The sequence below is a fragment of the Streptomyces sp. NPDC005533 genome (genome assembly GCF_042871845.1).
Taxonomy (GTDB): domain Bacteria; phylum Actinomycetota; class Actinomycetes; order Streptomycetales; family Streptomycetaceae; genus Streptomyces.
The window spans coordinates 92,848-113,735 of sequence record NZ_JBIAJH010000005.1; the positions used below are offsets into that span (position 1 = coordinate 92,848).

The 20,888-nt window shown below is 71.8% G+C and carries 22 protein-coding genes; 9 read left to right on the forward strand and 13 right to left on the reverse strand.

Annotation, left to right across the window (positions count from 1 at the left end; translation table 11 throughout):
* Positions 1 to 79: 79 nt before the first annotated feature.
* The 4 genes from ACFYP3_RS06860 to ACFYP3_RS06875 all read right to left on the reverse strand — a co-directional run bounded on the left by ACFYP3_RS06860 (position 80) and on the right by ACFYP3_RS06875 (position 3,301).
* The gene (locus ACFYP3_RS06860) at positions 80 to 1,042 is read right to left on the reverse strand and encodes an electron transfer flavoprotein subunit alpha/FixB family protein (protein WP_388827900.1); all 963 of its coding nucleotides are present in this window, start codon (positions 1,040 to 1,042) and stop codon (positions 80 to 82) included.
* A 60-nt stretch (positions 1,043 to 1,102) separates the two neighbouring features.
* The gene (locus ACFYP3_RS06865; RefSeq protein WP_388827903.1) at positions 1,103 to 1,888 is read right to left on the reverse strand and encodes an electron transfer flavoprotein subunit beta/FixA family protein; all 786 of its coding nucleotides are present in this window, start codon (positions 1,886 to 1,888) and stop codon (positions 1,103 to 1,105) included.
* A gap of 203 nt (positions 1,889 to 2,091) precedes the next feature.
* On the reverse strand, positions 2,092 to 2,658 hold the full coding sequence (locus ACFYP3_RS06870) for a flavin reductase family protein (RefSeq protein WP_388827906.1): 567 nt from the start codon (positions 2,656 to 2,658) through the stop codon (positions 2,092 to 2,094).
* Positions 2,659 to 2,947: 289 nt separating this feature from the next.
* Positions 2,948 to 3,301: a TlpA family protein disulfide reductase gene (locus ACFYP3_RS06875; protein ID WP_388827908.1), complete on the reverse strand. Its 354-nt coding sequence runs from the start codon at positions 3,299 to 3,301 to the stop codon at positions 2,948 to 2,950.
* A 234-nt stretch (positions 3,302 to 3,535) separates the two neighbouring features.
* On the opposite strand from ACFYP3_RS06875, the gene ACFYP3_RS06880 reads away from it, so the two are divergent.
* Complete coding sequence (locus ACFYP3_RS06880; RefSeq protein WP_388827911.1) at positions 3,536 to 4,258, forward strand: lysophospholipid acyltransferase family protein; 723 nt, start codon at positions 3,536 to 3,538, stop codon at positions 4,256 to 4,258.
* Between the two features lie 75 nt (positions 4,259 to 4,333).
* Here the strand turns inward: ACFYP3_RS06880 and ACFYP3_RS06885 are convergent, their stop codons facing one another.
* The 7 genes from ACFYP3_RS06885 to ACFYP3_RS06915 all read right to left on the reverse strand — a co-directional run bounded on the left by ACFYP3_RS06885 (position 4,334) and on the right by ACFYP3_RS06915 (position 11,856).
* A complete protein-coding gene (locus ACFYP3_RS06885; RefSeq protein WP_388827914.1) occupies positions 4,334 to 5,533 on the reverse strand; it encodes an alginate lyase family protein in 1,200 nt (399 codons plus the stop codon).
* A 135-nt stretch (positions 5,534 to 5,668) separates the two neighbouring features.
* Positions 5,669 to 6,268 carry a transglutaminase family protein gene (locus ACFYP3_RS06890; protein WP_388827917.1) on the reverse strand — a complete coding sequence of 200 codons (600 nt, stop codon included), beginning with the start codon at positions 6,266 to 6,268 and terminating at the stop codon, positions 5,669 to 5,671.
* Between the two features lie 87 nt (positions 6,269 to 6,355).
* Positions 6,356 to 7,018, reverse strand: coding sequence for a HEAT repeat domain-containing protein (locus ACFYP3_RS06895; RefSeq protein WP_388827920.1), 663 nt, complete (start codon positions 7,016 to 7,018; stop codon positions 6,356 to 6,358).
* Between the two features lie 204 nt (positions 7,019 to 7,222).
* A complete protein-coding gene (locus ACFYP3_RS06900) occupies positions 7,223 to 8,326 on the reverse strand; it encodes a threonine aldolase family protein (protein WP_388827923.1) in 1,104 nt (367 codons plus the stop codon).
* Complete coding sequence (locus tag ACFYP3_RS06905) at positions 8,305 to 9,066, reverse strand: SDR family NAD(P)-dependent oxidoreductase (protein WP_388827926.1); 762 nt, start codon at positions 9,064 to 9,066, stop codon at positions 8,305 to 8,307. Before ACFYP3_RS06905 ends, ACFYP3_RS06900 begins: the two co-directional genes overlap by 22 nt.
* A gap of 26 nt (positions 9,067 to 9,092) precedes the next feature.
* A complete protein-coding gene (locus tag ACFYP3_RS06910; RefSeq protein ID WP_388827929.1) occupies positions 9,093 to 10,499 on the reverse strand; it encodes a DUF6421 family protein in 1,407 nt (468 codons plus the stop codon).
* Positions 10,500 to 10,734: 235 nt separating this feature from the next.
* Positions 10,735 to 11,856 (reverse strand): LLM class flavin-dependent oxidoreductase, encoded by a 1,122-nt coding sequence (locus ACFYP3_RS06915; RefSeq protein ID WP_388827932.1) that lies wholly within the window; start codon positions 11,854 to 11,856, stop codon positions 10,735 to 10,737.
* 49 nt (positions 11,857 to 11,905) lie between these two features.
* Between ACFYP3_RS06915 and ACFYP3_RS06920 the strand changes: the two genes are divergently transcribed.
* The gene (locus tag ACFYP3_RS06920; protein ID WP_388827935.1) at positions 11,906 to 12,556 is read left to right on the forward strand and encodes a PadR family transcriptional regulator; all 651 of its coding nucleotides are present in this window, start codon (positions 11,906 to 11,908) and stop codon (positions 12,554 to 12,556) included.
* A 191-nt stretch (positions 12,557 to 12,747) separates the two neighbouring features.
* Positions 12,748 to 13,437, forward strand: a complete 690-nt coding sequence (locus ACFYP3_RS06925) for a glycerophosphodiester phosphodiesterase (protein ID WP_388827938.1) — start codon at positions 12,748 to 12,750, stop codon at positions 13,435 to 13,437.
* A gap of 23 nt (positions 13,438 to 13,460) precedes the next feature.
* On the opposite strand, the gene ACFYP3_RS06930 is transcribed toward ACFYP3_RS06925, so the two are convergent.
* Complete coding sequence (locus tag ACFYP3_RS06930) at positions 13,461 to 14,000, reverse strand: GNAT family N-acetyltransferase (protein WP_388827941.1); 540 nt, start codon at positions 13,998 to 14,000, stop codon at positions 13,461 to 13,463.
* A gap of 131 nt (positions 14,001 to 14,131) precedes the next feature.
* Here ACFYP3_RS06930 and ACFYP3_RS06935 point away from each other — a divergent pair, with 131 nt between their 5' ends.
* The 4 genes from ACFYP3_RS06935 (at position 14,132) to ACFYP3_RS06950 (ending at position 17,199) form a co-directional block, all read left to right on the forward strand.
* Positions 14,132 to 14,695 carry a DUF5134 domain-containing protein gene (locus tag ACFYP3_RS06935; RefSeq protein WP_388827944.1) on the forward strand — a complete coding sequence of 188 codons (564 nt, stop codon included), beginning with the start codon at positions 14,132 to 14,134 and terminating at the stop codon, positions 14,693 to 14,695.
* Positions 14,696 to 14,776: 81 nt separating this feature from the next.
* Positions 14,777 to 15,712: a M56 family metallopeptidase gene (locus tag ACFYP3_RS06940; protein ID WP_388827947.1), complete on the forward strand. Its 936-nt coding sequence runs from the start codon at positions 14,777 to 14,779 to the stop codon at positions 15,710 to 15,712.
* A 64-nt stretch (positions 15,713 to 15,776) separates the two neighbouring features.
* The gene (locus tag ACFYP3_RS06945) at positions 15,777 to 16,460 is read left to right on the forward strand and encodes a phosphatase PAP2 family protein (protein WP_388827950.1); all 684 of its coding nucleotides are present in this window, start codon (positions 15,777 to 15,779) and stop codon (positions 16,458 to 16,460) included.
* A gap of 109 nt (positions 16,461 to 16,569) precedes the next feature.
* The gene (locus ACFYP3_RS06950) at positions 16,570 to 17,199 is read left to right on the forward strand and encodes a TetR/AcrR family transcriptional regulator (RefSeq protein ID WP_388827953.1); all 630 of its coding nucleotides are present in this window, start codon (positions 16,570 to 16,572) and stop codon (positions 17,197 to 17,199) included.
* Positions 17,200 to 17,210: 11 nt separating this feature from the next.
* On the opposite strand, the gene ACFYP3_RS06955 is transcribed toward ACFYP3_RS06950, so the two are convergent.
* A complete protein-coding gene (locus ACFYP3_RS06955) occupies positions 17,211 to 18,695 on the reverse strand; it encodes an LVIVD repeat-containing protein (RefSeq protein ID WP_388827956.1) in 1,485 nt (494 codons plus the stop codon).
* A gap of 75 nt (positions 18,696 to 18,770) precedes the next feature.
* Here ACFYP3_RS06955 and ACFYP3_RS06960 point away from each other — a divergent pair, with 75 nt between their 5' ends.
* A complete protein-coding gene (locus ACFYP3_RS06960; protein ID WP_388827959.1) occupies positions 18,771 to 19,454 on the forward strand; it encodes a DUF305 domain-containing protein in 684 nt (227 codons plus the stop codon).
* Positions 19,455 to 19,506: 52 nt separating this feature from the next.
* Entirely contained in the window at positions 19,507 to 20,865 is a 1,359-nt protein-coding gene (locus ACFYP3_RS06965) for an FAD-dependent oxidoreductase (protein WP_388827962.1), read from the forward strand.
* Positions 20,866 to 20,888 lie beyond the last annotated feature (23 nt).

The window sequence follows — 20,888 nt, forward strand, 5'->3', positions numbered from 1 at the left end:
TGGGACGAACGACTCGGGGCCGTGCGGTGAGAAACACCACACGGCCCCGAAGAAGCGAAGCTACGAAGAGAAGCCCAGGTCAGCCCTTGCGCGCCTGGATCTCGCCGGTCAGCTGCGGGACGACCGCGAAGAGGTCGCCGACCACGCCGTAGTCGACGAGGTCGAAGATCGGGGCCTCGGCGTCCTTGTTGATGGCGACGATGGTCTTCGAGGTCTGCATGCCGGCCCGGTGCTGGATCGCGCCCGAGATGCCGGAGGCGATGTACAGCTGCGGGGAGACCGACTTGCCGGTCTGGCCGACCTGGTTGGAGTGCGGGTACCAACCGGCGTCGACGGCGGCGCGCGAGGCGCCGACGGCCGCGCCGAGGGAGTCCGCGAGCTCCTCGATGATGTGGAAGTTCTCGGCGCCGTTGACACCGCGGCCGCCGGAGACGACGATCGCGGCCTCGGTCAGCTCGGGGCGGCCGGTCGACTCGCGCGGCGTGCGGGAGGTGACCTTGGTGCCGGTGGCCAGGGCGCCGAAGGTGACGGCGAGCGCCTCGACGGCGCCGGCGGCCGGGGCGGCCTCGACCGGGGCCGAGTTCGGCTTCACGGTGATGACCGGGGTGCCCTTGGAGACGCGGGACTTGGTGGTGAACGACGCGGCGAAGGCGGACTGCGTCGCGACCGGGCCCTCGTCACCCGCCTCCAGGTCGATGGCGTCGGTGATGATGCCGGAGCCGATGCGGACGGCGAGGCGCGCGGCGATCTCCTTGCCCTCGGCGGAGGACGGGACGAGCACGGCGGCCGGGGAGACGGCCTCGTAGGCGGCCTGGAGCGCGTCCACCTTCGGTACGACGAGGTACTCGGTGAACTCGGGGGCGTCGGCGGTGAGGACCTTGACCGCGCCGTGCTCGGCGAGCACCGCGGCGGTGGCCTCGGCACCGGCGCCGAGGGCGACGGCGACGGGCTCGCCGATGCGGCGGGCCAGCGTCAGCAGCTCGAGGGTGGGCTTGCGGACGGCGCCGTCCACGTGGTCGACGTAGACGAGAACTTCAGCCATGGGACTGCTCTCCTGCGATTGCGAAGTGTCTGGGGGCTATGGAGGGGTTGGCCGAAGCTCTTAGATGAACTTCTGGCCGGCCAGGAACTCGGCCAGCTGCTTGCCGCCCTCGCCCTCGTCCTTGACGATCGTGCCGGCGGTGCGGGCCGGGCGCTGCGCCGCGGCGTCGACCACGGTCCAGGAGCCTTCCAGACCGACCTCGTCGGCCTCGATCTCCAGCTCCTCCAGGTCCCAGGACTCCACCGGCTTCTTCTTGGCGGCCATGATGCCCTTGAAGGACGGGTAGCGGGCCTCGCCCGACTGGTCGGTCACCGAGACGAGCGCGGGGAGGGAGGCCTCCAGCTGCTCGCTCGCGGTGTCGCCGTCACGGCGGCCGGTGACGGTGCCGTCCTCGACCTTGACCTCGGAGAGCAGGGTGACCTGCGGGACGCCCAGGCGCTCGGCCAGGATCGCCGGGAGCACGCCCATGGTGCCGTCGGTCGACGCCATGCCCGTGATGACCAGGTCGTAGCCGGCCTTCTCGATGGCCTTGGCGAGCACCAGCGAGGTGCCCATGACATCGGAGCCGTGCAGGTCGTCGTCCTCGACGTGGATGGCCTTGTCGGCGCCCATCGACAGCGCCTTGCGCAGCGCGTCCTTGGCGTCCTCGGGGCCCACCGTCAGGACGGTGATCTCGGCGTCGTCGGCCTCTTCGGCGATCTGCAGCGCCTGCTCGACGGCGTACTCGTCGAGCTCCGACAGCAGACCGTCGACGTCGTCGCGGTCGACCGTCAGGTCATCGGCGAAGTGCCGGTCGCCGGTGGCGTCGGGCACGTACTTCACACAGACAACGATCCTCAGGCTCACGCCGGCTCTCCTACCGCATCGTCTTTTTTCTGATACCGCCTTGTGCAGGCAGCATAGGCGCCTTGTCAGGCGGATCCCGGTCGGGGCGGCCCGCGCTCCGAAGGGAATGTTACTCGTCAGTACACAGGGGGCGCTGCCAAGTCGCAAGGCTGCTGAACTGTGATCTGGCCAACGCCACCCAACCCCTGCCAAGCAGGGACGATTCAGTCCCGCAACGCGTTGAAGCGCCCCTGGTGGTACAGCAGCGGGCGGCCTTCACCCGCGGGATCCCCCGCGACCGCCTCAGCGATGATCACACGATGTTCGCCGGCGGGCACCCGTGCCACCACCCGGCAGGCCAGCCAGGCCAGTACGCCGTCGAGCACCGGGACCCCGTGCGGCCCCGGCCGCCAGCCGGTGGCCCCGCCGAAACGGTCGGCTCCGCTCCGGGCGAACAGCCCGGCCAGCTCCCTTTGGTGCTCGCCGAGTATGTGGACGCCGAGGTACTCGCTGTCGCGCACCCCGGGCCAGCTGGAGGCCCCCGTGCCGATGGTGAAGGACAGCAGCGGCGGGTCGGCGGAGACCGAGTTGAGCGAGGTCGCGGTGAAGCCCACCGGCCGCGCACCGTCCCGGGCGGTGATCACGGCGACTCCGGCGGCGTGCTGCCGGAAGACGGAGCGCAGGAGGTCGGGCGAGCCGGGACGGGTGTCGCCGGAGCCAGGGGAACCGGCGGCACGGGGAGAGCGGAGGGACGGAGCGGTCTGGACCGTCGGGACCGTCGGAGCAGTCATCAGGGTTCTGCCTTCTGCCGCGGGACGCGCGGGCGCTGTCGGAGATCGGGGGCCGGGGACGTTCAGCTGTTCCGACAGCGCGCGCTCGCGTGGCGGACGAGGTCCACATGGACCCGCCCGTAGAGCAGGAGTTCATACCGCATGCCGCCAGCCTGGCGATCTCCCGTGGACACAGTCAAGCGGGATCGGGCAGATGTCAGGCGCGTCACGCTGCGTGCGGGCGCGCGCACCGGCGCGCCCGCTGCCGCGGCGCCGGATCCGGCCGCGGGGCCGGTGCGCGCGCCGCCCGTCATACGGCGGCCCCCAGTGCGGCGATCACGTCCACCTTGCGCGGCATCCCGGCCGCCCGCCGGACGATCCGGCCCGCCGCGTCCAGGACGAGCACCGTGGGGGTCTTCTCGATCCCGAGGGCCCGCACGAGGTCCAGCCGTTCCTCGGCGTCGATCTCGACGTGCGCCACCCCGTCGACCATCGCCGCGACTTCGGCGAGGATCCGCCGCGTGGCCCGGCAGGGCTGGCAGAACGCGCTGGAGAACTGCACCAGGGTGGCCCGCTCCCCCGGCTCCGCGCCCAGCTCCGCGGCCCCCAGCCGGGCCCGCGCGCCGCCCGGCCCGAGGTCCGGTCCGTCTTCCCGCCCGCACACCCGCGCTCCCCTCGCCGTCTTCGTCCGCGTACGCCATGCTCGTACGCTCGTCCGTGGATCGGAGCATCCTGGAGACGTACGGCATTCCCGGCGTGATGAGAATCTCTCCGGGCACGGGCCTCTGGGCTGGCCAGCAGCCCTCGTATGGGGCACGATCCCCATGGTCGCGTACCTACGCTTCCGTAACTTCCGGCCGGGAGCACCTCCCCAGGCAGAAAGCGGGGTCTCCCCAGCATGGCTGAGCTCGTCTACCCGCCCGTGATCGGCGCCGCGCACGGACTCTTCCGTGCCCTCGACATCCGGATCGACATGGAGGGCACCGAGAACATCCCCCGCAAGGGCGGCGCGGTCCTGGTGTCGAACCACATCGGATACCTCGACTTCATCTTCGCCGGCCTGACGGCGCGGCCGCAGAAGCGCCTGGTGCGCTTCATGGCGAAGGAGTCGGTGTTCCGGCACAAGGTGTCCGGCCCGCTGATGAGGGCGATGAAGCACATCCCCGTCGACCGCAAGCAGGGTGAGACCGCCTACGAGCACGCCCTGGACTCGCTGCGGTCCGGCGAGATCATCGGGGTGTTCCCGGAGGCCACGATCTCCCAGTCGTTCACGCTCAAGAGCTTCAAGTCGGGCGCGGCCCGGATGGCGCAGGAAGCCGGCGTCCCGCTGATCCCGGTGGCGCTCTGGGGCACCCAGCGCCTGTGGACCAAGGGCCGCCCGAAGAACCTCAAGCGCAGCCACATCCCGGTGACGATGCGCGTGGGCGAGCCGATGGACGCCCCCGCCGACCAGTACGCCGGAGCCATCACGCGCCGGCTGCGCGAGCGCGTGCAGGAGCTGCTGGACGCCGCCCAGCGGGCCTACCCGGCCAAGCCCGCCGGCCCCGAGGACTCCTGGTGGCTGCCGGCCCACCTGGGCGGCACCGCCCCGACGCCGGCCCAGGTCCGCGAAGCGGGCTGACCCCCGGGGGCACTTCCCGTACGGTGACGGCCTCCGGGACCCCGGCCGGGTCCCGGAGGCCGTCACCGCGCCCGCTCAGTGGGGGTTTTCGGCGTGGGTCAGGGTCTCCCAGGCCTCGAAGTGGTTCTCGGTGCCCGCGGGGCGCCGCCCCTCGGTGAGCCTGCGGGTGTTCTCCATGGTGACGCCGAGCCGGGTGTGCAGGGCGTTGTAGCCGACTTCGGTGGCCGGGCCGATGCCCTTGGCCAGGCTGCCGCCGCAGAGCCAGGAGGGCACCGCCGCACCGAGTTCGTACGTGGCGTGGAAGCCCAGGGCGTGCCGGAAGCGGTCCTTGAACTGCGGGTAGAGGTCGCGGCCCTGGATCCGTGAGGTCTCGGCGACGTGCATGGCCGCGGCGATCCCCATGCCGGTGTGGCCGAAGTCCCGGCAGGTCTCCTGCGCGAGGCCGTCCACGAAGGTGCTCTGGCCGTGCCAGTAGTCGATCAGCTCGGCGCGGGTGTCGATGGACGAGCGCGGCGGGTACGCGGGCTGCGCGCCGTCGGAGGCCAGGTAGAAGTAGGCGGGGACGCGGCCGAGGTAGGTGCCCATCGCCCTGTCGTAGCTCGCGCGGTCGTCGAGGTGGACGGCGATCCCGACGGCCGCGTCCATCATGATCAGTTCCCAGTTGCCGTTGCTGTTCGGCCGCCCGTTGATCACCTCGGGCAGGTAGACGTCCCGCAGCATGGTCGCGAAGCGTCCCTGGTTCGGCCAGCCGCCCGTGTACGTGTGCTTGATGATCTCGGCGGCGCGCGGCCAGGTCGAGCCGGCCCAACCGCTCTGCAACGGGGCGTTGCTGTTGGTGTGGTCCTTGATCTTCGCCGACCACGCGTCCATCAACTCGATAGACTTGCGGGCGTACTTGGCGTCCCGTGTCACGTACCAGGCGAGGGCGTGACTGTAGGCGGCGATGGCGTCCTCGCGCTCGTCGGAGCAGCCGATGTCCGGGTTCGAGTACGAGCCGCACTCGACGACCTCGCGCGGCTTCGGCGTGCGCGAGAGGGAGCCGTACTTGCTCGCCAGCATCTGGTCGTAGGCGGCCTTCCACGGCTGTCGGCCGGCCTGCACCTGCGTGCGGACGAAGTCCAGTTGGGCGTGGCTGTTGAGGACGCCGGGGTGGGCGAACTGCGCGGGTGCGGCCGCGGTTCGGGGCGTTCCGGCGACTGCGGCGGGGGCGGGGGCGAGGGTTGCGGCCAGGCCGAGGGCAAGGGCGGCCAGCCCGGCGGGAACTCCGTAACGCATGAAGCGCCTTCCGGTCGGAGGTGGGGGATTCCGGGATTCCGGGGGTCTCCGTGGGGGATTCCGCAGCCGAATCTACTCATGCCCATGCCAATCTGACAACGATGTCAGACAGGAAACCTTCCTATCGACCGAACGTCAGAGGGCCGTCGGCAGCTTCGTCCACAACTCCGGCCGGTCGGCGGCCCCCTGAAGGGCGCCCAGCGCGGCCGGATGCGGGGCGGCGTACAGCTCGGGGTGGTCGATCTCGCCGAGCTCCGGCCGGACGGGGAAGGCCAGCCGCTCGGTCTCCAGGCTGAACTGCGCGTCCACGCCGGGTTTGTTGCCGCGCGGATCCAGCCGGGACCACCGGGTGCCGCCCGGCAGGCGGACGGCCACCAGGCCGTGGACGAGCGGGTTCGATCCGTCGTCGTCGGTCAGCCGCTGGTAGCACAGGGCCGCCGGGATGCCTTGCGCGCGCAGCAGGGCGGCGAGGGCATGGGACTTGGCGTAGCAGATGCCGTTGCGCGTGGCGAGGACGTCGGAGGCGCGCCAGGAGACCCGCACGTCCCCGGAGTCGGCCGAGTGGGGAATCTCGTCACGGACGAACTCGAAGGCGGCCTTGGCGTATGAATATGCGTCACCGGTGGTGGACCAGAGGGCCTCGGCGGTTTCCTGCACGAGGGGATGCCAATGGTCGACGGCTTCGTCGGACGCCAAGTAGGCGTGAATGTCAGGGTTCTGCTGGATCAGCTGCATGCCCCGGAGCATAGGCAGACCCCCGACCGCAGATCAATAGACTTACGGTCGAAGGAATATTCATGCAGTCGGCTGGAGGTGTTCCTCCTACCAGGGGCTACGCACCTTCACACCCAGCGCCCGTACGTGGACCTGGTTCCGGTCCGTCAGCTTCAGCAGCAGGTCCTCGCCGACGACGCCGTCGTGCTGCCATATGGCACAGAGGCTCGCCAGTGCCGCTTCGGCGACTTCCGGTTCCTCGTCCTCCGCAGCGGCCACCAGGGCTTCGACGACCGGCCTGGTCCGGAGTTCGGCGACCGCGCGTGCGATCCTGGCCCGCTGGTGCGCCGGCACGGCCGGGTCGGCGAGCGAGCGCAGGACGTCCGCGGTGTCGAGGGCGTCATCGCACGGCAGGATCCAGATCACGTAGGCGAACTGGGCGCCCAGCACGATCAGGTAGTGCAGCGGCATGAGGAGCGCCGCCGGGAGGAGTACCAGCAGCGGCAGGACGACCATCCAGCCGCCCCGGATCCGCAGGGGGCCACCCGTCGGCGGTTCGAAGCGCCGACCCGAAAGCAGTACGAGAACGAACGTGGTCGCGATCGTCAGGAGGGGGACGCCGACGAGTCCGACGCTCATCTCGAGCGCGAACTCCCCCAGGAAGGGGTCGCCACCCAGGGCGGGCGTCACCGAAGCAGCGATGGTCCAGGCGATGATGGCGGTCAGGACGTAGCGCCGAACCGAGATCCACAGCCATCTGCCGGTCGTCATGACGGCGTCCTCACTTCAGCGGCTCTCCCCGCCGCGGGCCCACGGCATGACGGCCTCGACCTGAGCCGGCGGATCACGCCGGGGCCCGTCCGTACGGTACCGCCCGGCGACGGCCTCAGGGGAGCGACGGTGGTCACCCACCGTCGCCCACGGACCGGATGGGCGCCATCAGCGGCTCGATCCGGTCCCGCCCGGAGACACGTGCTAGACGGCCTGGCGCGCCATCTCTTCCTTGAGGGCCTGCAGGAAGCCGTCCACGTCCTCTTCCTGGGTGTCGAAACCGCACATCCAGCGGACGTCGCCCGCGGCCTCGTCCCAGAAGTAGAAGCGGTAACGCTTCTGCAGTCGCCGCGACACCTCGTGCGGCAGCCGTGCGAACACCGCGTTCGCCTGCACCGGGTAGAGGATCTCCACCCCGTCCGTCTCGCGCACGCCGGCGGCCAGCCGCTGCGCCATCGCATTGGCGTGCCGGGCGTTGCGCAGCCACAGGTCCTTGGCGAGCAGCGCCTCCAGCTGCACCGACACGAACCGCATCTTGGACGCGAGCTGCATCGACATCTTGCGGATGTGCTTCATCTGCCGGACCGCGTCCGGGTTGAGCACGACCACGGCCTCGCCGAACATCATGCCGTTCTTGGTGCCGCCGTACGACAGCACGTCCACGCCGACGGTGTTCGTGAACGTGCGCATCGGCACGTCCAGCGAGGCCGCGGCGTTGGCTATCCGGGCACCGTCGAGGTGCACCTTCATGCCCAGGCCGTGCGCGTGCTCGCAGATGGCACGGATCTCGTCCGGCGTGTAGACCGTGCCGAGCTCGGTGTTCTGCGTGATGGAGACGACCTGCGGCATCGCCCGGTGCTCGTCCTCGAAGCCCCAGGCCTCCTGGTCGATCAGCTCGGGGGTGAGCTTGCCGTCCGGAGTGGGGACGGCGAGCAGCTTGATGCCCGCCATCCGCTCCGGCGCGCCGCCCTCGTCCACGTTGATGTGGGCGCTCTTGGCGCAGATCACGGCGCCCCACCGGTCCGTCATGGCCTGCAGGGCGACGACGTTGGCGCCCGTGCCGTTGAAGACCGGGAAGGTCTCCGCGTACGGACCGAAGTGGCTGCGGAAGATCTTCTGCAGGTGTTCGGTGTACTCGTCCTCGCCGTACGAGACCTGGTGGCCGCCGTTCGCCAGGGCGACGGCGGCGAGCACCTCGGGGTGCACGCCCGCGTAGTTGTCGCTCGCGAAACCGCGCACCGCCGGATCGTGGTGGCGCCGGGCATCGGTCTTGCCGGCATCGGTTCTCACGGTTGCGGAGTGAGCCACAGACGCTGTCCGTTCACATCGGTGGCGGGCCGCTCCCAGACGCCGGCGATGGCCTCGGCCAGCTCCTTCACGTCGGTGAAGCCCGCGAACTTCGCATTGGGACGCTCGGCGCGCATCGCGTCGTGCACCAGTGCCTTGATGACCAGGATCGCAGCTGCCGCACCGGGGCCCTCGTCACCCCCCACCTTGCGGAAGGAGTCCGCCATGGCCAGGGTCCAGGCCTCGGCCGCCGCCTTGCCCGCGTTGTACGCGGCGTTGTTGGCGACCGGCTTGTGCGCGCCGGACTGGCTGACCAGGACGTAGCGGCCGCGGTCGCTGCGCAGCAGTCCGTCGTGGAAGGCCAGCGAGGTGTGCTGGACGGTGCGGATGAGGAGCTTCTCCAGGAAGTCCCAGTCCGCGAGGTCCACGTCGGTGAAGGTCTTGCTGCCGCGCCAGCCGCCGACGAGGTGGACGAGCCCGTCGATCCGGCCGAACTCCTTCTCGGTCTGCTCGGCCCAGGCCTGGGTGGCGGCCAGGTCGAGCAGGTCCACGGTGTCACCGGTGATGGTGGAGCCGCCGTGGGCGTAGCGTGCCGCGTCCACGGCCTCCGCGAGCCGCGCCGGGTTGGCGTCGGACGCGACGACCACGGCACCCGCCTCGGCGAGGCGGAGCAGGGTGGCGCGGCCGGCGGGCCCGCCGGCCCCGGCCACCGCCACCACCGCTCCGTGCAGCTTTCCGTTGCCGTTCCCGGAGCCGTTCATCTGTGCAGCCTCCTGTGGACGAGTGCTCACGCGTTGACCCGCTCGGCGTTCTCCGAGTTCAGAGCGGTGATGCCCTTGGTCGAGGCGATGGTGCTCTTGAGCTTCTTGGCGAGCGCCTCAAAGAACATGCTGAGCGGAAACTCGTCCGGAAGCACGTCGTCGACGAGCTTGCGCGGCGGCTGCGTCATGTCGAGGGCGTCGGGGCCCTTGGCCCACTTGGAGCCCGGGTGCGGGGCGAGGTACGTCGAGACCAGCTCGTAGGCCTTGAACCAGTGCACCAGCTTCGGGCGGTCGATGCCGGCCCGGTAGAGGTCCTCGATCTCGGCGCACAGCTGGTTGGTGACCTGCGGGGCGCGCATCCAGTCGATCTTCAGCTTGTTGTCCGTCCAGCGCACGACGTCGTGCTTGTGGAGGTACGCGAAGAGCAGCTGGCCGCCGAGACCGTCGTAGTTGCGGTTGCGGTCGCCGGAGACCGGGAAGCGGAACATCCGGTCGAAGAGGACGGCGTACTGCACGTCACGGCCGTGTTCGTTGCCCTCGGACTCCAGCTTCACGGCCTCCTTGAAGGCGGTGAGGTCGCAGCGCAGCTCCTCCAGGCCGTACATCCAGAACGGCTGGCGCTGCTTGATCATGAAGGGGTCGAACGGCAGGTCGCCGTGGCTGTGGGTGCGGTCGTGGACCATGTCCCACAGGACGAAGGCCTTCTCGCAGCGCTCCTGGTCGGTGACCATGGCGGCGATGTCGGCGGGCAGCTCGACGCCGAGGATGTCGACGGCGGCCGAGGTGACCTTGCGGAAGCGCGCGGCCTCGCGGTCACAGAAGATGCCGCCCCAGGTGAAGCGCTCGGGGGCCTCGCGCACGGCGATGGTCTCCGGGAAGAGCACGGCGGAGTGCGTGTCGTAGCCCGCGGTGAAGTCCTCGAAGGTGATGCCGAGGAAGAGCGGGTTGTCGTACCGGGTGCGCTCCAGCTCGGCGAGCCACTCGGGCCACACCATCTTCAGCGCGACGGCCTCCAGATTGCGGTCCGGGTTGCCGTTCTGCGTGTACATCGGGAAGACGACGAGGTGCTGGAGCCCGTCGGCGCGCTCGGCGGCCGGGTGGAAGGCCAGCAGCGAGTCGAGGAAGTCCGGCACCCGGAAGTCGTCGGCGGCCCACTTGCGCAGGTCGGCGACGAGGGCCTCGTGGTACGCGGTGGCGTGCGGGAGGAGCGGGGAGAGCGTCTCGACGGCGCGGATCACGCGACCGACCGCGGCCTCGGCGGTGTGCCGGGCGGGGGCGCCCTCGGCCTCGAAGTCGATGGACCCGTCCTTGGCCTGCCACGGGCGGATCTCCTCCACGGCGGCCTTGAGCTCGGGCCACGCCGGGTGGTCGACCACCCGCGTCCCGGCGGTTATCACGGCCCCGCCGGTACCCGGCACAAGAGTTTCCGTCATGTCACTTCCTCCACAGGAGAACCTCACGTCAAGGCAGCGTATGCGTGCGAGGCTCTTCCGTTCAAGAGGCGGTTCGGGAAATTATCCTGCGACACCCCCTACTTCACCGAAAGTCTTCCCGTTCGTCAGGGTGGAATGGACCACTCCGCCCAGGCGCGCCAAGGCCTCGCGGCCCGTTTTCGCCCTCCGCCCGGCCGGCGGCCGGCGGAGCCGGAGCGCCCTACAGAGGGGGACGTCACACGCCCCGGAAGTGCGGAATGACCCTTTCCCCCCATTGCCGCAGGGTCTCCAGGCAGGCCTGCTGCCCCACCGTGCCCATCTGGATCAGGCACATGATCTCGTCGGCGCCGGCCTCCCTGAGCCGTTCCACGTACGCGATGGCGTCATCGGCACTGCCGTAGGCGTGGTCGGCGTTGAAGGTCGCCGTCGAGGTCGGCCGGACGGGGATCTCCAGCTCGTGCAGCCGGGCCACGACCTGCTCGGCGGCCCTGCGCATCTCCGCCGTCTCGTCGGCGCCCGCGACCACGGCCTCGTCCGGGACGCCCGCCCCGCCGTACCAGTGGCCGATGGCCTGGGCGAAGAACCGCTGGCCGCGGACGCCGATCCGGCGCGCCTCCTCCCGGTCGTCGAGCACGATGGTCGGGCAGAGCACGGAGAAGTGGTCGTTGACCACGGTGGACACGAACCGGCTGCCGTCCCGGCCGGCGATCGCGGCGTCGTAGACGGAGCGCATCCCGGCGATGGACTCCGGTCCGGCGAAGCCCATCACCAGCGCCCCGATCCCCAGCTCGGCGGCCTGGACCAGCGTCTCGGCCCGGCTGCACGCCAGGAACAGCGGCGGGTGCGGGGTCTGCGCCGGCCGCGGCAGGATCGGGTGCGGGTCGATGTCGATCAGCTCCCCGTGGTACTCCAGCTCCTCCTCCTGCCAGGCCCTGCCGATGATCCGCAGGGCCTCCTCCACCTCCGCCGCGGTGCGGTCCCGGTCCACCCCGCACAGCGAGGTTTCCTGCTCGGTGCCGCCGCGCCCGGCTCCGAGGTCGAGCCGTCCTCCGGAGAGCAGGTCGAGCATGGCGGCCCGCTCGGCGACCCGCACCGGGTGGTTGAAGTTGAAGGGCATGCACACGACGCCGTGGCCGATGCGTATGGTGTTCGTCCTGGCCGCGACCCAGGTCAAGAAGATCTCGGGAGCGCTCATATGTGCGTACCACTTCAGGGAGTGGTGCTCCACGGCCCAGATCCGGTCGAATCCCATGCGTTCGGCGAGCACGGCCTGCTCGACGCAGTCACGGATGACCTGGTGCTCCCGTTCCACCGTCGGGTCGGCAAGCTGTGCTTCGAAGATCACGGAGAATTCCACTGTGCCCCCAGGGTTGCGTCGCGTGCCCGGCCTCACTTCAATTAGTAATATGACTAGTAGTCAGGAAGCAAAGAAGCAAGGGCTTCCGCCGACCGCGTGGGCCGTGCTCGGTCTGCTCTCCTTCCCCGGGGAGCGGACCGGCTACGAGCTGAAGAAGTGGGCGGACTCCTCCCTGCGCTTCTTCTACTGGTCGCCGGCCATCAGCCAGATCTACGCGGAGCTGCGCCGTCTGGAGGAACTCGGGTACGCCGCCTCCGCCCGCTCCGGGCCCGAGGAGGCGCGGGCCAAGCGGCGCTACGCCATCACCGACGCGGGCCGCGCGGCGCTGGCGGACTGGGCCGCCGACACCGCCGAGGCCGGGCCGCCGGTGCTCAAGCACGGGCTGCTGCTGCGGGTGTGGCTCGGCCACCTGGCCGAGCCGGAGCGGCTGCGCGCGATGGTCGGCGAGCACGTGGAGCGCACCCGGGAGGAGCTCGCCGCCGTACGGGAGGCCATGGAGCAGGCGGGCGGCGTACCGGAATGGGCCTTCCCCGCCCTCGCGCTGCGCTGGAGCGAGCGGCAGCACCTCGCCGAACTGGAGCTGGCCGAGGCCCTGCTCGGCGACCTGGCGGGGCTCGCGCAGGCCCCTGCCGAAGGTCGTCGAGGTGACGCCGATGGCGCAGGTCGTCAAGGTGACGGGGACGCGCCCACGCCCGGGTGACGCGGTGGGCCCGGCGGCGGCCGCCGCGGGGCCCACAACCCTGGCGGGAAGCGGCCTGAACGCCCTTTCGGGCCCGTGCACGCCCGGTCCCTTCGCACCCTCGGCGCACTAGCATGCGACCTCATCACGCGCGGCCGGTAGGGACACCGCGACCGCGCGGGGGAGCCGCCGTCGACGGAAGCGAGAGAACCTTGACTTTCCTCACCATCGGTCACCGCGGGGTCATGGGTGTCGAACCGGAGAACACCGTACGGTCGTTCGTTCGAGCGGAACGTTCCGGCATGGACGTCATCGCCCTGGACCTCCGGCTGAGCAAGGACGGCGCCCTCGTCGCCGTGCACGACCCCGACGTCGACCGCACCACGGACGGCTCCGGGGCCGTCGCCGATCTGACCCTGGCCGAGCTGCGCGAGCTGGACGCCGGTCAGGGCGAGCGCGTACCGGTGCTCGAAGAGGTCCTGGACGCGGTCCGGGTGCCGCTCCAGGTGTCCGTACGGGACCGGGCCACGGCCGACGTGCTGGCGGAACTGATCCTGCGCCGCGACCTGACCGGCCGGGTGGAGGTGGCCGCCACCGACGAGGCGGTGCTGACCGAGGTGACCCGGCTGGTGCCCGGCGTTCGGACCACCCTGTACGCGGCCCCCGGCGGCGGCACCGGGGGTCTCGTGGACCGGGCGCTGGCCGCGGGTGCCTCGGCGATCGCCGCGGACATCCACGTCCTGTCCCTGGAGACGGTGGAGTCGGCGCACGCGGCCGGCCTGCGGGTGACCGCCCGGGCGGTCAACACCCTGGACCAGCTGCGGCTGGCGCGGGCGCTCGGGCTGGACGGCGCGGCCACGGACCTCCCGGAGATCCGCAGCACCGGCCGGTTCACCGCCTGACGTCCGGCCTCCCCGAGGAGGCGTCAGAGCGCCTTGACGAGCAGCTCGAAGGCGAGGTCGTCGCGGAGCGGGACGCCGAAGCGCTCGTCACCGTAGGGGAAGGGGCTCAGCTCGCCGGTGCGCAGGTAGCCGCGGCGCACGTAGTAGGCGATGAGCTCCTCCCGTACGTTCACCACCGTCATGCGCATCTCCTTGGCCCCCCACGTCTCGCGGGCGCGGCGCTCGGCCTCGGCGAGGATCTCCTTGCCGAGACCGGCGCCCTGGAGCCCGGGGCGGACGGCGAACATGCCGAAGTAGGCGTGGTCTCCGCGGTGTTCGAGCTGGCAGCAGGCGACGAGTTCGCCCGCGCGCTCGACGACGAGCAGGACGCTGTCGGGGCTTTCGATGACGGCGCGGACCCCGTCGGGGTCGGTGCGCTGGCCGTCGAGGTAGTCGGCCTCGGTGGTCCAGCCGGCCCGGCTGGCGTCCCCTCGGTACGCGGACTCGACGAGCACCACCAGTTCCGGTACGTCCGCCTCCACGGCGCTGCGAAAACTGAGGGCGGCGGACTGGGCGGTCGACATCGGGCGCTCCGTTCGATGCGGTGGCATATGACATGCCTGGTGCGGCAGGGAGAGCGTAACCCGGGGCGGCGTGAGCGCCGTGTGAGAGGGGCATCTCTCCCCGTGACGCCGACGAACCGGGAGGTTCCGCCGTGCACGGTTCCGCCACCTCCGTCCCCGACTCCGTGTCCGTTTCCGTGTCCGTGTCCGCCTGGCTGCTCGTCCTGTTGTGCGCGGTGAGCGGTGCGTACTGCCTCCGGCGGGCGCGCGCCGCGGGTGGCGCGGCCGCCGCGGAGGCGGTGAAGGGGTTCGGCATGGCGCTGATGGCGGTGCCCCTCGCGCACGGCGCCGGGTGGCGGGCTCCCCTCCTGGCGGTGGTGTTCTGCGGCGCGGCCCTGCACGCCCTGTGGCTGCTGCGGGGCGGGGCGCACCACACGCACCACCTGGTGGGCTCCCTGACGATGGTGTACATGGCCTTGACGGCGGGCTCCGGGGGCGGCCACGGGCACGGGCAGGGCGCCGGGCTGCCGCTGCTGACCGGGGCGCTCCTCCTCTACTACTCCGGGTACGTGCTGTTCGGTGGCACCCGGCTGCTCGCCGCGGGCGGAGCGGCCGGGCAGCAGGTCGCCGGGGGCCTGAGCGGACCGGCCGAGCTGATCCGCGCCTGTCGACTGGCCATGGGCATCGGCATGTTGGCGATGCTGCCGATGATGTGACGCGGCTCGCGGACGTGTCCTGCGTCACCAATGGCCCGAGGCCGTACCCGCGGATAGTGCCGCGCTCATAGGCTGGCGGACATGATGGTCCCCGCCGTTCTCCTGATGCTCGGCGCCCTGACCGCGGTGCTCGCCCCCCGTCTGCTGGCCCGGGCCCGCTGGCCCGAGCGAGAACCCGTCGTCGCGCTCTGGGCCTGGCAGTGCGTGGTCGGCGCGGTGCTGCTGTGCTTCGGACTGTCGATGCTGCTGAGCGCGGCGGCCGCCTGGCAGGCGGTCCGGGGCCGGCTGTTCGCCTCCGCCCCGCACGGGGTGGTCGACGCGTACGCCTTGGGCGCCTCCGGCGGGCCCTGGGCCGCGGTCACCGCGCTCGGGCTGGCCGGCGGTGCCCTGTGGACCGGGGCGATGCTGACGGGTGAGGTGCTGCGGGCGCGGGCCCGGCGGCGCGCGCAGGGCAGTGAACTGCTCGTGCGGGCTCCGCTGCTGCCCGGGGAGGACCCCTCGGGTGCGCGGCTCGTCGTCCTGGAGGGCACGCGGCCGGACGCCTGGTGGCTGCCGGGAGCGGCCCCGCAGCTGGTGGTGACCACGGCGGCGCTGGGCCGGCTGAAGGGGAGCCAGCTGGACGCCGTCATGGCGCACGAGCAGGGGCACGCGGCGGCCCGGCACGACTGGCTGCTGCACTGTTCGCGGGCGCTGGCCCGGGGCTTCCCGCAGGTGCCGGTCTTCGCGGCCTTCGAGGCGGAGATGCACCGGCTGGTGGAGATGGCCGCCGACGACGTGGCCTCGCGGCGGTTCGGCCGGCTGACGATCGCGCTGGCACTGGTCGGACTCAACGAGGACCGGGGGGTGTTCGGGGCCTCCACCCCGCAGGCGCACGTCCCGGAGCGGGTGCGGCGGCTGCTCGCGGCCACGCCCCGGCTGTCGGCGGGCCGCCGGCTGCGCCTGACGGCGCTGGCCACGCTGGTCCCGGTGATCCCGGTGCTGGTGGCCTTCGTGCCGGGGCTGAGCGCGCTGGCGTAGCGCGCCCGCGTGGCGCGCCCGCGCCGCGGCCCGGCGATCCGGGCGTCGGTGCGAGGATCCACTCATGCGGAACAACCCCCTTCGGTGGGCGGGCGTCCTCGCCGCGCTGCTCGCGTCGGTCCTGACGGCGCTGGTGGTGGCACGGTGGCGGCCGCTGCTCGCCTTCGACGGCCGGGTCGCCGCGGACCTGCACGCCCACGCCGTCGCCCATCCCGGGGTCACGCAGGTCATGCGGGTGCTCACCGACTGGGTGTGGGATCCCTGGACCATGCGGGCGCTGGCCGCCGTCGCGTGCGTCCTGCTGTGGTGGCGCGGCGACCGCGAGCGGGCCCTTCGGGTGGCGCTGGCCGCCGTGCTGGCCGCGGCGGTGCAGCAGGGGCTGAAGGCGCTGGTGGGCCGGGAGCGGCCGGTGTGGCCGGATCCGGTGGACTCGGCGCACTACGCCGCCTACCCGTCGGGGCACGCCATGACGGCGACGGTGGTGTGCGGCATGCTCCTGTGGCTGCTCCCCCGGCCGGGCTCCCGCCCGTTCCCCCCGCTCCTCCCCCGTCCGCTCCCGGCGTGGGCGCCGGCCACCGCCTGGGCGGTGGCCGCGGTCTCGGTGCTGGGCGTCGGCTTCACCCGCGTCTACCTCGGCGTCCACTGGCCGTCCGACGTCCTGGCGGGGTGGCTGCTGGGCGTGGTCGTGGTGGCCCTCGCGACGACCGGATCCGGCCGCCGGCGCGGCTCCGACGCGGTGGACCGGTGAGGGGTGCGGGTGCGGGGTACCTGCCCTGGGCGATCCCCCGTTTCACCCAGAGCAGGCGACCCCGTGCGCTGAGTATATTGGCTCTGAGCCAGTCAACGCAGGAGTAAGCATGGTCCCGCGCAGCGCATCGGTCAATGAAGAATTGCGCAGACGTTCCCGGGAGCGGCTGCTCCAGTCCACGGTCGAACTCGTCGCCGAGCGCGGCTACGAGGCGACGACCCTCGGCGCCATCGCCGACCGGGCGGGCGCCGCCCGCGGCCTGGTCTCGTACTACTTCCCGGGCAAACGGCAGTTGCTGCAGTCCGCGGTGCACCGGCTGATGCACCGCACCCTGCACGCGGCGCTGGAGCGGGAGCCGCGGAGCGACGACGGGCGGGAGCGGCTCGCGCGCGCCATCGACGCGATCCTCGGGCTGGCCCGTGACGAGCCGCTGCTGATGCGGACCCACATGGCGGGCATCCTCGCCGCCGAGGGGTTCGTGCGGTGTCCGGAGCAGCAGCGGCTGGCGGAACTGCTGCGGGACACCGTCGCCCGTTACGGCTCGACGGACGTGGACGCGGACTATCCGCTGCTGCGGGCCCTGCTGATGGGGGCGGTCGTGGCGGTCCTGCTGCCGGGCGCGCCGATGCCGCAGGCCCGGCTGCGGGCCGAGCTGTTCCAGCGCTACGGGCTGGACTGGGAGCTCGGTGTTCCGCCGGACGGCGGGCCGCCCGGCGGAACGTTTCCTTCACACCCCTAGCGACACGGGCGTCAGTGGTACGCGGGCTGGCTCTGCACGTTGAGCCGGTCCATCCACACCCACTTGGCGCTGTCGGTGCGCCAGTCGTCGATCCGCAGCACGTCGAGGCCCTTGGCGATGTCGTTCGAGTAGACGTGCCCGTTGTAGTAGTACGCCGACCAGGACCCGCCCACTCCGAGCCGATCCGTCGTCAGCGGGCCGCGCTCGAAGTACGCGATCTCCCGGGGCCGGGTGGAGTCGGTGAACTCCCATACGGACACGCCGCCCTGGTACCAGGCCTGCACCATGATGTCGCGGCCGTCGCCGACCGGGACCAGCGAGCCGTTGTGGGCCACGCAGTTCTCGGTGTCGGCCTGGTGCCGCGGGATCTTGAAGTAGCTGCGGAAGACGAGCTTGCGCTGGTCGCCGCGGCCGGTGATGTCGTAGACGCCGTCGGCCCCGCGGTTCGGTCCGGTGGCCTCGTTGCAGGTGGCCCCGCCGCCTCCGCCCAGCTCGTCGGTGAACACCACCTTGTCGGCCTTCTCGTTGAAGGTCGCCGAGTGCCAGAACGCGAAGTTCACGTTGTCCTGCACCCGGTCGATGACCCGCGGCTGCTCGGGACGGCTGATGTCGAAGAGGATGCCGTCGCCCATGCAGGCACCGGCGGCGAGCTTCTTCGAGGGCAGCACGGTGATGTCGTGGCAGCCGGTGGTCTTGGAGACGCCGGGGTTGGTGGGCCCGCCCGGGTTGCCGCCGTCGGGGAAGAGGACCGGGAAGGCAACGACCGCGGCCTTCGTCGGCTCCTTCTTCGGGACCTTCACCACGGAGATGCCGTCGTGCGGCGGCTGGCAGTCGGGGAAGGCCTCGTTCGGGGAGTACGAGGCGACGTAGAGGTAGATGTCCTTGTCACCCGGCACCAGGGTGTGGGTGTGGGAACCGCAGGCGGTCTCGACGGACTTGATGTACTTGGGGTTCTTCTTGTCCTTGATGTCGAAGATCTTGATGCCCTCCCACGAGGACTTCTCCGTCGCGGGCTGCGAGACGCTGGTGCAGGAGTCGTCGCTGCGCGAGGAGTCGGTGGAGAGGAAGAGCAGGTCCCCGAGGACGGAGACGTCGTTCTGGCCGCCCGGGCAGAGCACCTGGGAGACGGTCTTCGGTGCGTTCGGACGGGCGATGTCGTAGATCGTGAAGCCGCTGTAGCTGCCCGCGTAGGCGTACCTGCCCTGGAAGGCCAGGTCGGAGTTGATGTTCGTGGGATCGGTGCTGGGGATGTTGGCCAGGTGCTTGATGTTGCGGCTGTGCACGATCTCGTCCTGGCCCGGGATGTCGCCCGGAGCCGGTTCGCCGCCTAAGACGGAGTTCGCGCTCTGTTGGCCGCCGCTGCCGGGTGTCAGGTCACCCGGGTCGGGGGTGGCCGACGCCGGGCCGGCCGCCAGGAGAGTGGTGAGGAGCCCTGCCGCCGCGACGGCCACCCCCACCCTCCTGTTCCGCACTCTCCTGGTGTGCAGTGAGGTCACTGTGCCCTCCCATGGGAGTCCGATCGGTTCCGCCCACGGGGGACGGAACCAGGACCCCGGCAGTATCTTCCCTTCATGGACATGGCAAAAGCCCTCCGGGGCCGCGAAGCGCCTACCGCGCTGATCCGCCGCTGCGCCGCGGCGGTGGCGACCGCCGGCCTCCTGCTGACGCTCGCCGGCTGCCAGGGCGAGGACGACGGAGCGGACCGGGCCGCGGACGCAGGGGCCGTGGTCCTGGCCCCCGGCCGCCCGGGCGAGAAGGCGCGCACGCTCACGCCCGAGCAGGCCGCGAAGGCCAAGCCCGACGACAGCCCCAACGCCGCCGACCGCGCCTACGTGCAGCGGATGATCGAACACCACCGGCAGGCGCTGACGATGAGCGCGCTGGCCCCGGAGCGGGCCGCGGCGGACGGGGTCAAGGGGCTGGCAGAACGGATCTCGGCCGCCCAGCGGCCCGAAATCGGGGCGATGGAGAAGTGGCTGGCCGTCCACCCTGCCCCGTCCGGGGGCTCCGGCGGGCACGACCACACCGCCATGCCGGGCATGGCGACGGAGCAGCAACTGAAGGAGCTGACCGGGGCGAGGGGCGCCGATTTCGACCGGCTCTTCCTGACCCTGATGACCGCCCATCACGAGGGCGCCCTGAAGATGGCCGGCGAGGTGCTGGCCGCCGGCAACAACGTGGCGGTCGAGGAGATGGCCACCGAGGTGGTGGCCACGCAGAGCGCCGAAATCCACCGGATGCGCGCGATGGGCTGACGGCGCAGGGGGCCGGTGTCATGCTGGGACCACCTGCGGGAGGAGCTCCGCCGTGCTTCGTGTCGCCGTCGTCGGATCGGGTCCCAGCGGGGTCTACGCGGCCCAGACGCTGGTCCAGCAGCGCGAGGTGCCCGGCGTGCGGGTCGACGTACTGGACCGGCTGCCCGCCCCGTACGGGCTCGTACGGTACGGGGTCGCCCCTGATCACGAGAAGATCAAGTCGCTGCAGGGCAGCCTGCGCACCGTCCTGGAGGACGAGCGGATCCGCTTCCTCGGGAACGTCGAGGTCGGCGGGGCGGAGCTGTCCACGGAGCGGCTCCTGGAGCTGTACCACGCGGTCGTGTACTGCGTGGGCGCGGCGCGGGACCGGCTGCTGGGGATCCCCGGCGAGGAACTGGCCGGGGTGCACTCCGCGACGGACTTCGTGTCCTGGTACAGCGGCCACCCCGATGCCGTCGACGAGGTCTTCGACCTGCCCGGCGTGGACGCGGCGGTGGTCGTCGGGGCGGGCAACGTCGCGGTGGACGTGACCCGGATCCTGGCCCGCGGCACGGCGGAACTGGCGCCGACCGACATGCCGCAACCGGCGCTCGGCGCGCTCGCGGACAGCGGGGTGCGCAGGGTGACGATGGTGGCCCGGCGCGGCCCCTCGCAGGGCAGGTTCACCACCAAGGAGCTGCGCGAGCTGGGCACCCTGCCGGGGGTGGAGGCCCGGGCGGACCCCGCAGAGCTGGCACTCGACCCCACGTACACCGATCCGGGCGCGGCCGCGGCGCTGCCCGCGGTGGCGCGGCGGAACCTGGAGGTGCTGCGCGGCTGGGCGCAGGCGGCTCCGGGCGGGGAGCCGCGCCGCATCGCGCTGCGGTTCTACCTGCGTCCGGTGGAGATCCTCGGCGGGCCCGACGGGCGGGTCACCGGGATGCGCTTCGAGCGGACCGCCCCCGACGGGCTCGGCGGGGTCGTCGGGACGGGCGTCCACGAGGACGTCGAGGCGCAGTTGGTGCTGCGTTCGGTGGGGTACAAGGGCGTCCCGTTGGCCGGGCTGCCGTTCGACCCCGCCAAGGGAACGGTGCCGCACGCGGCGGGCCGGGTGCTCCGCGCGGGTCGGGCCTCGGTCGGCGAGTACGTGGCGGGCTGGATCAAGCGCGGCCCGACCGGGGTGATCGGCACGAACCGGCCGTGCGCGAAGGAGACCGTGTCCTCGCTGCTCCAGGACGCGGCGGTACTGGCCCGGCGCGAGCTGCCCGGGGACCCGCTGGACGCCCTGCGGGCAGCCGGCCTGCACCCGGTGGAGTGGCCCGGCTGGCAGGCCATCGAGACGGCCGAATCCGATCTCGGCCGCGCCCTGGGCCGCCGCTCCGTCAAGATCCCCGACTGGCCTGGGCTGTTGGGCGCCGCGGGGCTCGCGTAGGGGGCGTCGCGCATAGAGTGCTG